We start from the raw sequence: 14,305 nt of genomic DNA, 5'->3' as shown, positions 1-14,305 counted from the left end.
TAAATCTTTTCAATGAATGATTGCAGTATTAAAGCCCCCACGATGCAGTATGTGAGTACTTTGAAAAGTCAAATCAAAAGAAATTACCGGCATCCATATCAAGGTAAAAATCAGCGTCCGTTTTTAATTCTGGTCGGGGGAAATCTTCACTCAGCAATCCTTTATCATCAGACAGGACTTACTTAGAGATTGTCTGGTAATTAAATTGATTCACCTATCTTGATCTGGCATAATGTGTACTTAATTGCGCTAACAACTCAAAATGTCCAGTGATAAGGTGTAAGGCAATCAATGCGTTCAACGCAAAAAGATGCGCTCAAACTAGGTTTGCGATCACGAATCACCTGTCCTCACTGCTGGCAGGAATTTGCTCCTCACGAAATTCTCTGGATCGCCGTTCATCCAGATCTATGTGGTGACCCAGTTGCTGGTTCAGATGAACAACTCCGGTTTCTGCCAACCCGCTTTAATGTCAACGGACAGGCAATAGATATCAAAGGAGTGCCCTGTAATGATCTCGCCTGCCCTCACTGTCATCTGAAAATACCACGTGCGCTGCTGGAAATGAAACCGTTGCTCTTTTCAATTCTGGGAGCACCAGGTTCGGGTAAATCCTACTTTCTGGCCTCCATGATCTGGGGATTGCGGAACATATTGCGACGTTCCTTTCATTTAGCTTTCTCGGATGCAGATCCCCTGGCGAACCAGCTGCTCAATGACTACGAAGAGAAGCTGTTTCTGAACCCGGATTCGCATGAACTGGTCGCTCTGCCGAAAACGGAAAAAGAAGGAGAACTCTACCAGGGGGTTTCGATTGACCAGCGGTCCGTCTGGCTGGCCAAACCGTTTGTCTTCTCCTTACAGCCCGATAACAACCATCCGCTCAAATCAAAATCCACCCAGCTTTCCCGCGCTGTCTGTCTATATGATAATGCGGGCGAACACTTTCTTCCTGGTGGCTCAAACGCGAATAATTATGGCACTCAGCATCTGTCGCTTTCGCAAGCTCTGTTTTTCCTGTTTGATCCAACGCAACATCCCCATGTAAGAACCCGGTGTGCAGGTAAGACAGCAGATCCGCAAATGAAAGATCGTGCCTGGACTCATCGACAGGATCAGGTTTTGTTCGAGGCTGCCAGTCGCATTCGAACTCAAGCAGGAACTGCGCAGAATGCCAAATACGAACGCCCGCTGATTATCGTCGTTACGAAATACGACGCCTGGTGTTCTCTGATTGGCTGCCCTCCTCTCAATTCCTCGCATCTTATGCAGGAATCAACAACAGGGGGTTTTCAGCTTGATACAGAGCGCATTCAGAAAGTCTCAGATAAGATCAGATCCGTTCTTTCTGATCTGACCCCTGAATTTGTATCGGCCGCAGAAAGCTTTGCCGAGAACGTGACCTACATCCCCGTCAGCGCACTGGGATCGGGTCCGGAACTCTCGCCACAAGGCGGACTGGCGATCAGGCCATCACGGATCCGGCCGATGTGGACCGAAATCCCGTTTTTATTTGGACTCCACAAAGCAGTCCCCCATCTGGTGCCCTCCCTTTCCTCCCCGGCCCGACAGACCCAACCGGGAAATGGTCAGGTTTCTGAACAAGACGCGCATGTTCAGCCACAAAATCATCGAGAGGCAGGAACATGACCCAGGAGATTATCTACACTTCAGCACCGGAAGGACTCAAACCCGGCAGTCATGGATTCTGTACGGTCATCAGCACGTCTGGAATGGCACGCAACCTGGCAATGAAACTGGAGTCGATGAGTGCCTATCGACATGCTTTTCCCCCTCACACCACTGCAGCCAGATTTAATCCGGTCAATTATTCCCACCTCAAGATTCAGATTGGTGGTCGAGGTTATCATGTACTCTCCCGCATCGCTGATGCAGGTCAGGATTACACACAACGCTCGAATAAGCTTGCGCATCATGTGGCCCTGGATCAATCGGAAATCATACCTGTCGGACCAGCGGCTATCCTTGCGACTGAAGGATTTTCGTGTACACAGTGGGACGGGAAGGTCCAGCTTGTTCCCCCGCGGAAAGTGCCTGCGCCCCCGATCGCTCCTTCTGGCCCCTGTCAGGCGTGGAAACAGGTCAGTGGCGACGCCGGCTGGGCAGGTGTAGTAGCGAATCAACTACTGACAAATGCCGATAAGCCGGTCTCAGTGATTTTTCCTAAAGGAACCGATACGCTGTCACTGGTCTGTGAAGTTTTTTCCCTGCTGCCGGAAGACAAGCGGTGGCGGACCACGTTCAGTACTTACTTCACGAAACTGCCGGCAGGCCTGGATTGCCAGTTGCGATTTGTACTGGATGAGACTGGTGAAGCGACTGCATTGCGACGGCACCCCCATGCCCTGGTGATTGATCTGGCGAAACCTGCTACGGTCTCGGAAAACAATCCTTTAATTTCCCTGGCACGAACCGGCGAGATAGAACGACCGCATCCTCCCGTTGCGCCCCGACCGTCCACAGCTGCACCAGCGGTATCCCCACATACTCATTCCCCCGAAGATTCAGTTTCTCTCGAAATTACGGAAGAAGATCTGGTGTCGGACAAACCCCCTGCACCACCGGAATCGGCTGCCGGTGTCTATCATTTTCCGAACCCACAGGCTGTCACCGGCGGTCAGCAGACGCCTCACACTGCCTCATGGCAAGCGCGGCAGCAGGCAGATTTTTCGAACCGGAAACGACGGCGGACGAAGATCATCTACTTCGTGGCGGGGGGAAGCGGACTGATACTGCTCCTGTTGCTGACCTTCCTGATTGGATCCTGGTTCGGGAAGAATCAACAAGCCAGTGTGCCGTCTGAAGAAGATAAGAAAACAGCTCCAGTAACGATTGCAACCATTGAGGAAGCTGTTCCAGAGCCAGCCGCGGTGGAGACCGAAGAACAAAGCCTACCTCCCGTTGCGCCTGAGACCAGTTCAAGCGAGGAAACAGCGAAGCCCCCAAAGGCAGAGATGAATTCAGCTAAAACCAAAGAGCCGGAACCAGCAACACCACAACCCAATCCGAAAAAGCAAGAGAAACACAATCCCTTTCAGGATCCGGCTTTTCAGAAGCGGGTTCTCGCACTACCGGAATGGGAACAAAAACAAACTGGAGATCTCAGAAAGTCTGGTAAAAATGAGAAATGGTTCCCTCTGGCTAAGCTTAATCTCCTGCCGGAAGAGTCATTATTACTGGAAATTATTGGGGGCAAAACACTCTTGTCCAACAGTAATTCTGATTTTGAAGTGGTACCTGATTCAAGATCAAATGCACCTCGCAATCGTTGGATTATTCAATATCCACTACCTCCATCATCCCTAGAAAAAAACACGACGCCAATTGCAGAATTGAAATTGAATGAAGGAATTCTTTCATTTAAGTGGAATAGTAAGAATTTGCACGACGATCTCTTAAGATATGCCTCGCTAAAACTTATGGTAGGCGACCAGAGTCTTATTTGCCAATTGAGAAATACAATTAAAACTGAGCCACTCCAATTCGGAAAAGGCAAAGACCAACAACTTCTTGAAATAAATTTTCCATTTGAGCAACTCAGCACATTTAAAAAGATTGGATACAAAGTATTCATTGAAATAATTTCATGTGATTCTCAAAAAAATGGACCGGTTGCATGTCAATTTATGACAGATCCACCACACATTTTAGAATCACAATACAAACTTATTTTTCCAATGGACTTTAATCTTGATACAGATGACTCATCATTGAAAGCTCCTCCACAATTTAGAGTGGAGCTTAGCCTTGAGGAAAAAAAGAAGAAGGAATACACCTTGCTCTGCAAACTTTACGGTGCTCCCAAGTATCTTCAAAGTTCCTTTAATGAAGGTTATGACATCATATCGGCTGGAGAGGGACAGCTATGGACTAGTGAGTATGGGGATGAGGTCGTTAATCATCGTCTTGGCAAAGACAGGGAATCGAGTATAAAAAAATCTCTCGACGAAAAACGAAAACAGCTAAATGACGTATTTAAAAAATTAAATAATTCAAATGCTAACAACAAAAACGATCTTCAGAAAGAGTATGACAAAAAAGAAAAAGACCTGAAAATCGCAACCTCGATGCTTAGTCACTATCCGGAACAACGTAAGTTTTTCGAAGAAACTTTTGGTCCGGAATCGACCGGTTGCCGGATTCATTATCGACTCTTTCTGAAACTGGAAGACCATGAGATCGATTTATACCGATCACGAGAAAACTGAGAAGTACCGGCACAGCACACTGGATTCCCAATGATGCATCGTAAAAGAATATTGAATTCATGAATGAGATACAGCAACTGGTAGAACAGATTCAGACATTGCTGACCGAATCTGCCCAACCACAGTTCAAAATAATAGAAAGGCTGAATCAGAGCCTGATCGAGATCGTTACGGGCATTAACAGCCGCCTGCGCCGCTGCGACTCTCTGCTGGAGCAAGGCTTACGCTCTGAAGCCATTCAACTCGCAGAACAGGAACCGGATGTTCTGACCGCGGTCTCCTACCTGGATTTTGCAGAATGGGAGGAATGGACAGACCTCGTCCGACAGGCTGGACTGCAAGTGGCGCCGGAACCGCTGCTGGAAACCGCTGCCGAGTTGAATCAGTCTTACACGGTCGAATCGGCTCTGGAAGGTCATCTCAAGCAACACCGACTACTCGCACTCGCCCGGGCACCGCTGTCTAAACGCCTGATGGTCATGCGAAAAATCATGAATCTGGATGCTGATAATCCCGTCTGGCAGGACGATATTGAAGTCTTCGAACGGCAGCGTTTTGAACAGATTCGCGGCGAACTGCAACAGGCGTCGCAGCAGGGAGATGCAGACTGTCTGGCGAACCTGGAGCAGGAACTGACTACCACTGCCTGGTTCACTCCACCTCCGAAAAAACTGCTTTCCCAAACCAGAAACACTCATCGACAATGTCGAATCCAGAAAGCCGAACAGGAACTGAAGGAACTGGAACCCAAGCTGACAGAAGCCTTCGCAGAACTGGATCTCGAAAAAGCGCGTCCGTTAAGAAACCGCTGGAACGCACTCCTGCAGATTGCAGGTCAGAACCCCAGTGAATCATTTCGCAAAACAGAGCTGTTAGTGCAGCCGGCATTGAACTGGCTGGACGAGGAAGATCAGCTGCAGATCGAAGAACAGGCCTACCAGCAAGCCCTGTTCAATCTGGAACAGGCGATCTCCGAACAGCGCTCTGCAGAAGATCTTCAGGAACTGTATCACGCAGCCACCCGGACGGGACGGGATCTGCCGACACATCTGTATCAACGCTACACCGACTGCATGCAATATCAGGAAACGCGCTCTCGCAGACGCTTTGTTCTGATGGTAAGCAGCACGATTGTTACATTACTTTTGGTTGGCTTACTGCTGGGATATCTGATCCAGAAATCAAACCGGCAACAGGAAATCGCCACACATACTGCAACTCTGGAAGAATTGATTTCCAGAGGAAAATTGCCTCGCGCAGAAGAATATCGGACGCAGTTGCAACCTCAGGCATGGATCATGGAGAGTCCTGAAATCCAGCAGCTTTCCGTGAGGCTGGATGGCGCGCTGGAGCAGGAACAGGGAAGAGCCCGCCAGTTTCAGGCAAAACTGAATGAAATTACCGAACAGATACACCCCGAAATGAACTGGGAACAAATTTCTCAGGCCGAATCGGCAACTTCTAAAATCAGCCCTCTGGCAGTGACAGCTGAGGAAAAAGTGCAACTGGGACGAATGAAACTCTCTCTTTCCCGGGAACGTTCTCAGCTCCAGAAACAGGTAAACGATCAGTTCAAGCAGGATGTGGATAAATTCACCAGTCAAATTCAGTCACTGAATACAGAGGAAATGGTCAATATTAATAATGCCATGACCAGTCTGGATGAACTACTGGTACGCAAGCATGTTTCTCCATCACTGAAGAACGATTTACCTAAACTGAAAGTCGTTCTGCAAGAGAAGCAGAATCTCATCCGACGTAACGAGGATCTGCAGAGACAATATATGCAGATCAGCAATTCGGTTGGAAATTTCGATCGATATCAGAAAAGTCTGGAAGAGTATATCCAGAAGTTCCCCGGAACGAATCAGGCGATCGGATTCAAAAAAATCATCGAGAAAGAGCTACCGCTCTGGAAGCAGTTGAAACAGTGGGAACTGCTGCAACGCGACTGGAACCAGATTCAGATCAGGCAGCTTACACCACAGTTAGCCAGAAGTCTGCTCGACAGACTGAAAAAACTGGAAGCAGAAGAAAAAGCGTTCCCCGTGCCGGATACGATTCAACAACTGCGTCCCGCAGTCGAAGCGATCAGCGCACGCACTGATATGAATCAGGAACCAGCATACAGCGGACTTCTGGAAATACTGGAAGGCCCCCTGTATTCCAATCTGAATATGGTCCAGACTCTGGACGATAAGCGATATTACACGCTTCTGGCCCCCAGAGAGCTGGGAGCCCGGTTGATCTTTGACAAATTTAACAACATCTCATTAACCAGATCTGAGAATTTTTCCATCGATAAATCGGATGTACTACTGCCTGGAAAGCTGCCGGATAAAAAAGATGAGCTGGACTGGTCGTCTCCACAAAGTAAATTCACAAGAAAAATCAACGAACAAATTCCCCATGCACTGGATAGATCCTGGGAAACGACATTTCTCAATCTACTGGAAGAGCTGTATAACGATAAACAGATGGAACCGATTCTCAAGTATCAGCTTCTGCGTAGTGTTCTGGAAATTGGATGTCAGGGAAGCCTGCCTCTGCAACAGGTATTTGCAGCTGATTTAAAAGCCCTTTCGGACGTGAATGTCGATCCCGCAGCCAACTGGATTGATCCGGAAGATTCCCGGTCTCAGTTCTCCAGAAAACAGGTCATCAATAAACTGAAAACACTCTCGTCTCCCCTGAAAAAACAAGCGGAGATCGACAAACAACTGGATCAACTGAGCGAACAAAAACAAACTGTAGATTACGAGTGGATTGGCTGGCTCAGCCATAACGCGCAGGGAGAGCCTTTGGTCCGCTTCGATATCAGTCATCCTTCCCGTGAAACGGGAGATCTGTTGGTTATCGCAGCCGAGCCGGAAACAGATCAGATTTTTCAAACGGTGGGAACGATGACTCAGGGAAAAATCAAACTCAATTCCCCCCGAGTTGGTGCAGACATGAAACAGCCGCTCCTCTTAAATGGGCGTGCTGTTTTTTGTCAGGTTTATGTCAGCCAGGATAAATGAGTGGGGTCATGGAGCGCCAAAGTGGATGAATCACAATATTATATACGAAATCGTGGTCGCATTCAGGGCCCGTTTGACCCTCTGACCCTACAGTCGCTGGCTCGTCGGGGTCGCTTTGCGCGACATCATGAAGTTTCGCAGGACAAGCTGAACTGGTTTCAGGCCTCCGAGTACCCGGAGTTATTCCCTCAACGCACCACTCCACGGGCCAAAACGCAGGAAGCCGACCTCGAACCCGATCATTCCGCATCGGAATATTCCAATCTGTCAGACGAACCCGAAGTAGATTCCAGTGCTCCCGAAACGGTTAGTGCCGAGCCCCCTCCGCCCGTTGCCGATACGCAGGATCAATGGTATTACCTGTCTGTAGATCAGCAGGAAACAGGCCCGCTTCTGCTTTCCGACCTGCAATCGCGATTAAGAAACAATCACTTACCGGAAGACACTTACGTCTGGAATCCCGACCTGCCAAACTGGGTGCAAGCGAATACGATACCGGAGCTGTCTTTCTCACAACCAGTTCTTGTTTCGCCAACACAGCAAACTTATACATCGCCTGGTCTGGTCTGCCATCAGTGTCAGAATATTCTGGATCATTCTACCTCCTTTTGCCCGAAATGCGGCGCAGCACAACATACTAATTTCGCTGGTTCGGGTACCTCAGCGAGAGTACTCCCCCGTCGCAGCGCCACAGCTGCCCTCCTGCTCTCTATCTTTTTGGGTGGATTTGGAGCTGACCGTTTCTATCTGGGATATATCGGGACTGGCTTTTTAAAACTGATCACCTTCGGCGGACTGGGAGTCTGGGCATTGATTGATCTGATTTTAATTGCGACAGGAAAATTGAAAGATGCAGATGGTTACCCATTGGAGTGACATCGGTCAATCAATTAAGTAAGTTTCAATATCGAAGGTTCGTTGTCTGAATACACGATCGATTCAGTTTAGAAAGACATCATGCAATACAGAGATCATCAGAATTCCCCTCAACGGCTTTCCTGGGTACAGCAGGATATTGAACAGCGACTGATGTTCAAAGGAGGCAGATATACCCGCGTCAATAATTTTCTTTCTTTCCTGATCGGATTATTAATCACCATTCTCATCTACGCTGGCCTGTATTCAGTCCAGCAATCTGCCTTCGCCGTCATGTTCATACAGCGGGGCCCTATCCCTTACTTCATTATCTTTTTTTCTGCCTGGTCGTTAGTCATTCTGTTTTTGAAGTGGCGAAAACTGAGCTTTCAGAAAAAATGCCTGAAAATCATGGTGGTACCGCCGGAACATGATTTTATTCTCTCTGCTGCGTCAGTCGATCAGGTAATGGAACAGATTCAGTCTGCCGTTGATGATCCGAAACAGTTTGTACTCTTCAACCGAATCGTAGTTGCGCTTTCGAATCTCAGAAACCTGGGGCGTGTGACCGATGTCGATGATATCCTGAGGTCGCAGGCTGATACCGATGTTTCATCAATGGAGACGAGCTACAGTCTTTTATCGGGGTTCGTCTGGGCCATTCCCGTTCTGGGTTTTATCGGTACAGTGATGGGTCTCTCCGAGGCGATTGGCGGTTTCGGGTCAGTGCTCCGCTCGGCAGAAGATATGGACAAAGTGAAAGCGGCACTTCAGGATGTGACTGCAGGGCTGGCGACCGCTTTTGAAACAACTCTGGAAGCATTAGTAGCAGCACTCATCATTCAACTGCTGGTCACGTTTATCAAAAAATCCGAAGAAGAATTTCTCGATCATTGTTCTGAATACTGCACTCAGCACATCGTGAATAAATTGCGGATTATGCCCTACGAAGCAGATCCCGCACACTGATGAATATTTCTTATTGCCTATTCAATAAGACAGACAGGCTCAGATAGAGTTACTGGCTGCGCATCACGCGGGAACTGGCGCCATAGGACAAGCGTTTCTGATCGGGAAGCAGGATCAATTCATACGGATTACCACGCTTGACGAGAGCCTCTCTGACCAGATTCCATTGGATATGCGAATCCGGTGACACCCAGACGCGGATCAGATGCCGCCCGGGAATTTTCTTGGAATCAAGCCTGTCTGTTACGGGGCTGATGTCGGTTTGCTTTTCAGAGATTTTCAGACCGGCTGAAAGAACGGGGTCCAGAAACTGGGTGCCGCTTTCAGTGGATCGCCGCGACTCCGCAGGGTCGGTGAGATTACACAAGACCCCCTGTTTCAAAATGAAGTAAGCATCAGGAGCGCCGACTTCCTTTTGAGCAGTAGGCAAACGGGATTCACGGGAATTTTTGGCGACCACCCCCTTCAGCTTCACAGATAGATTCTCCAGTTCCTTTCGTAAATCTTTGAGCTCTTGAGACTGCTGCTCCAGTTGTTCGTTGATCTCATTGATCTTCTGCTGCATCTCTGCTGTCTCTTCCCCGCTTCTGGTAGTGGAAATGACCGTCTGAGAAATGTTGAGCTCAGATTCATGCAATTTTTTCGCAAGCACAATAGATTCCTGGTTGGTAAATTGCGCCTTGATCGTTTCCATCTGGGATGCTGTTTCATTCAGAGTCTCCAACTGCGATCGGGCCTGCTCCAGGTCGTGTTGCAACTGCAGCAGCTCGAGATCCTGTTGAGCACGGGACTTCTGCGGAATCTTGTTGACCTGCCTGCTGCTCATGTTTACCAGCACGATCACCAGAATGGCTATAAACAAGACACCACCAAACGTATTACAGATCGTGTCCAGTAATAGTTCCAGACTGCTCTCTTTAGCTTCAGCTGAGGCTCGGCGTGCCATTATACACCTGCCCCATCCTGAGGATCGATCACGACTTTATCCTGATCAATCGCATCATATCCAAATGAGATTCCCCGCTGATCCAGCATCTTGAAGACTTCTTCGTAAGACTTTGCCGCATCAGGTCTCAACAACAGCATGCAATAATCGGCAGAGGAAGACAGACCGGAGACCCAGCTCTGAAACTGCTGATAATTACTGAATTTCAGAGGTTTAGATATCACCCCCATGCGTGCGACCTGCACGTTCTGTTCGGAAACATCTACCAGCCATTGCGTTTTGGGTGTATTTTGAGCCGGGCGAAAAACCAGTCTCTTTCCGTCCTCCATCTTCTTAACCTGTTCCGACTTATGCGCAATTTCTTTTTTCAGTTTCTTGATCTCTTCGGCATCCTGCTTGCGCTGCGCAGCAGTCTGACTGGCAGTGTTCAGACGCTGTTCCGCCTTAGATTTCTGATCGCGCATCGACTGTGCATCTTCGGTAGCTTCCTGCTGCACTGTTTCAGCATCTGCAAGTTTCTGCTTGAGGCTGTTCGCATCCAGAAATGCATCCGGTGTGAGTTCCTGATTTTGAGTATCGATTTGCTGCTGGAGCATCTGGCTTGCCTGTTGCGCCTGAACCAGTTGCTGTTTCAACTGTTTGATCAGTTCAGCACTGTCGGCTTGAGCTGACATGGGATGTCGTTGAATCAGTTCGAGACTCATTAACAGAGTGATGAAAATGACGATTCCGGTCACGGACGTAATGATATCCTGAAATGCAAACAGCGAAAATTTATTCTGTTTTTTTCTTCGATTCATCTTGCTGGATTTTCAGTCAGGGTACGAACCGGTGCTGTCCGGAATTTTCCTGGGCGATCCGTTTTAACAGATTCTCGCCAGAACGACTTTGAAAGACAATCGTATGTATTGCGACTTTGCCGGCATTTTGTGTTTTGAGCAGGTCTGCCACCTGGGAATCAAAAGCACCGTCTGTCATCAGGAAAATCGAATCTGGTGCAAGTGATAAGGCACGTAATAAAGCAGACTTCGGATCAGTTCCTCCGCCGCTCCGAATTCCATCAACCCATTGTTCCAGTTTCATCACATTTTGATCTGTAGCCGGCAAAGGCCGTGGAGATGCTTCACCCGGATAAAACATGGGATAGTCAGTGTTTGAGAAAAAAATGACATAAAAACTCTGACTGAGATTTAACTGATTGATCGATTTCTTCAGTTCCTTTTTCGTCAAATCAATCCGTGGCCCTCTCATACTTGATGAAGAATCTACGACATAGACAAATACAGGCCCTTCTGCTTCGATACCAAAAAATCGAGCAGTTCCCACCGAATAGGCAGGAGGTGGTTCGGACGAGTTCATTGTCCCCTGCTTTGGGTCTGGTGGTTGAGACGACATCCCTGAACTGGATCTGGAAGACTGTGGTTTCACATCGGGCTGGGGAGGAACAGGCTGGCTTGACTGCTGTTGCGTTGAGCTGGATTTCTCTGTAGCAGACGCGGATTGTGGTGGTACCTCATCCTGAGACTTTCCCTGTTCGGCACCAGAAGTTTTGGAATCCGAAGACGAATTCTGATCTCCCTGGGCTGCATGACCACCTTGCCCACCACCTGCATGACCACTGCCAGCCTGGCTACTGAAAAACAACCAGTAGAGCAGACATAATATTATCAGTAACAACAAGGCTATCGCCGCTGCCAGAAGCAGCTTTTTTCGTTGATTCTCCTCAAGGGGTTGGTGGACTGTACTCGGACTGCGTCCCGGTACGATTGTCTCCAGGTATTGCGGATCAGACGAAGTCGACGTGCAGGATGTCGCATCCCCCTCAGGTACTGACTGAAGTTCGGAGGCAGGACGTCTTTTTAAACCTGTGATCTCCCGTTGAGTCTTCGGGGATGATGAAGGTGAAGTTTTCTTGCGCTGCCTGTTGTTTCCCAACAATTGAGTGGCTGGCATCCAGGTTCCCTGTTCTCCTTCCCGAACCTTCTCATCAGGATGCAATTCTCCCTGGCTGAGGAGATAGACCAGTTCTCCATGGTCATAAGGCCCCTCAATGTTATCATTTTTTTTCAGATAGAAATGTTTCATAGGAATAACATAATATCAGGTACGGTACGATCCAGATCTTTTTATTATATCTTCCCGGGTTTATGTTTCCCAGAATTGATTTCATATTCTGGATCAAGCCATTTAGAACTTTCGAAAGGGACTTCCGAATACCAGGAAACCGCTGAAACAGCTTGTGATGATAGTTTCGATACCGCTGTTATACAGACAGGCCATATCCGTCATGCTATGACTCATTACTGGATTGAAACACGGAAATTTACAGTGCCCCGATGCTGTGTTTTCCAGGAACGAATGAGAGCGATGAATCATTGGCGTTTGAGTGTAAATTCGCCGATCTTCTTTGAATGTTTAAAATTGCGATCGATAAATTCGTCGAGGCGAGTCACTCCGCTTGATTCCTTACTTTGATTTGGTTCCTCAACAAATTTTCGATTCCACAACACGACCGTATCGACCTGGTTCGATTCCAGGTCCTTTATTATTTTTTGCTGTACTGATCTGGTTGTTGTGACGCCTGGATCAAGATGGTGATAGAACGTGCCGCTTCGTCTACCCGATAAAAAGTAAATCATGATTGCATTAATAAACACTTTATCGTGACGCGGAGACCCTACGAATATCGGAGACTGCTGTTTGTCGTTTTCAAGCTCATGGACAAGAGCAACGAGACCATTAATTTCATTTTCTGGATTGAAAATCATCCCTTGTGCCCGATCGATTTTAACAGGCAAACCTTTTTGATAATTCACAACATTGATAACAAATGTCCCAGTCAGATCCAAAATAAAAAACGAAATAAATAAATACATGATCGGTCGTAGAAGTGAGGCTGCTTTTCTGAAACAGGAGATATAGAAGTGGATCAAAATCACCCAGATGGGAAGGGACACAACGAAAACAGGGAACAGATGCCAGAAATCACAGCGGTTAAAGCCATAAGGAATGAACAGGATAGACAATGCGATCAAAAACAGAAAAAGCGTTTTCTGCTGGTTGTTTCGAAATAGTTCTCCCCGTTGTTTTCGTTTTGCCAGCGGGGCCACCAGAAACAAAGTCAGAATTGGCGCGATGAAGACCAGCAATTGAGAGATCATAAATAAAGCATACGCACAACCCATCAAAATATTGTTGCTAAACAATAACGAGACTATTCCCCGGGTATGGGTGACAACAAGATCAACGGGATATGGAAGCACTCGGGATGTGAGCGCCATTGCAGGATATATAACAAGATTCTCGAATACAGAATGGAATCCCACAGTCAACAGTGCCCCGTAAATTGCCCCGGCAACGAAAATAAAACCAGTCAACAAAGATACAAATGATCGGAATCTTTCTTGAATTCCCTGTGAGTTTTCTCGGGGGCATGCAATCACTAAAACAGACGCCACAAAACCATAGACACCAAAATCATGTCTGAACACAGCAGACAGGCCTAATAATATACCCGGCAAATAGGGGCGTCGATTTTGACTCACATCCGCCGAGAGCCTCAATCCTGCAGCCAAAATCAACATCAATGCGGGAGAGATCATTTTCAGAGGAGAGCCATCCAGTGCCGCCAAATACACCAGAGGTGCAATCAGAGACCAGCGCTTTGCCAATCCAAAGATACGGCAGATCGTAAAGATCATTGTGCCCGACAAAGCACAAATAACTGCATCGTTCAACCGCGATACAATGAGTTGATCTCCAAAGACTTTAAACAGAGCAGCCAACCAGTAAAATGTCCCTGGACCATAAATGCAATAAAAATCATGGTAAGGCATGTCTCCGGCCAATACTCGCTGAGCTCCAGATAATTGAAGGCCTTCATCATACATGTCTACCACCCCGAGAGTAGTTATTGTGGGTAGTAGATAAATAAAAGCGAATAAAAACACTACCACCCCAGAAAGTAACATTGTCTGCTTCTTATTATTTTCCGAGGCGTGTATGTCTAAACCGGAAGCCTCTTGCAACTCTTCCTGATCTTGATGTTCCATGAGACTTTCGTCGCTTTCCCGCTCTTCTGAGGTTTCTAAATTTCTGCAATATCGTATTTCCAAATCAATGGAGATATGACATTTGTGTTTTGAAATGAGGATCGCCGGAGACGTTGAGTACGAACCCACTCTGCTGTGAATTCAGACTCATTTTCAATAAGCAGGTTATGGAGAGTTGAGTTGAGTATCATAGGAGGAGAAACGCTATGGATATGTGGGATCCAGTTCACTGAA

9 protein-coding genes are annotated in these 14,305 nt (G+C 47.5%); 5 read left to right on the top strand and 4 right to left on the bottom strand.

Annotated elements, in window-relative coordinates:
* The first annotated feature begins 291 nt into the window (after window positions 1-291).
* The 5 genes from ACN0YN_RS18095 (at window position 292) to ACN0YN_RS18075 (ending at window position 9,073) form a co-directional block, all read left to right on the top strand.
* On the top strand, window positions 292-1,650 hold the full coding sequence (locus ACN0YN_RS18095; RefSeq protein WP_417386437.1) for a hypothetical protein: 1,359 nt from the start codon (window positions 292-294) through the stop codon (window positions 1,648-1,650).
* The gene (locus tag ACN0YN_RS18090; RefSeq protein WP_417386436.1) at window positions 1,647-4,229 is read left to right on the top strand and encodes a hypothetical protein; all 2,583 of its coding nucleotides are present in this window, start codon (window positions 1,647-1,649) and stop codon (window positions 4,227-4,229) included. Before ACN0YN_RS18095 ends, ACN0YN_RS18090 begins: the two co-directional genes overlap by 4 nt.
* 59 nt (window positions 4,230-4,288) lie before the next feature.
* Window positions 4,289-7,249 (top strand): hypothetical protein, encoded by a 2,961-nt coding sequence (locus tag ACN0YN_RS18085; protein ID WP_417386435.1) that lies wholly within the window; start codon window positions 4,289-4,291, stop codon window positions 7,247-7,249.
* Window positions 7,250-8,125: a GYF domain-containing protein gene (locus ACN0YN_RS18080; protein ID WP_417386434.1), complete on the top strand. Its 876-nt coding sequence runs from the start codon at window positions 7,250-7,252 to the stop codon at window positions 8,123-8,125.
* An 81-nt stretch (window positions 8,126-8,206) separates the two neighbouring features.
* Complete coding sequence (locus ACN0YN_RS18075; RefSeq protein WP_417386433.1) at window positions 8,207-9,073, top strand: MotA/TolQ/ExbB proton channel family protein; 867 nt, start codon at window positions 8,207-8,209, stop codon at window positions 9,071-9,073.
* A 49-nt stretch (window positions 9,074-9,122) separates the two neighbouring features.
* On the opposite strand, the gene ACN0YN_RS18070 is transcribed toward ACN0YN_RS18075, so the two are convergent.
* The 4 genes from ACN0YN_RS18070 to ACN0YN_RS18055 form a co-directional block, all read right to left on the bottom strand.
* Window positions 9,123-10,019: a hypothetical protein gene (locus ACN0YN_RS18070; RefSeq protein WP_417386432.1), complete on the bottom strand. Its 897-nt coding sequence runs from the start codon at window positions 10,017-10,019 to the stop codon at window positions 9,123-9,125.
* On the bottom strand, window positions 10,019-10,819 hold the full coding sequence (locus tag ACN0YN_RS18065; RefSeq protein WP_417386431.1) for a hypothetical protein: 801 nt from the start codon (window positions 10,817-10,819) through the stop codon (window positions 10,019-10,021). Before ACN0YN_RS18065 ends, ACN0YN_RS18070 begins: the two co-directional genes overlap by 1 nt.
* Window positions 10,820-10,835: 16 nt before the next feature.
* Entirely contained in the window at window positions 10,836-12,104 is a 1,269-nt protein-coding gene (locus tag ACN0YN_RS18060) for a VWA domain-containing protein (RefSeq protein WP_417386430.1), read from the bottom strand.
* A gap of 287 nt (window positions 12,105-12,391) precedes the next feature.
* Complete coding sequence (locus ACN0YN_RS18055) at window positions 12,392-14,071, bottom strand: hypothetical protein (protein WP_417386429.1); 1,680 nt, start codon at window positions 14,069-14,071, stop codon at window positions 12,392-12,394.
* Window positions 14,072-14,305 lie beyond the last annotated feature (234 nt).

It is taken from the genome of Gimesia sp. (genome assembly GCF_048260065.1).
GTDB lineage: Bacteria > Planctomycetota > Planctomycetia > Planctomycetales > Planctomycetaceae > Gimesia.
This window is presented reverse-complemented; position numbering and strand designations above follow the sequence as displayed.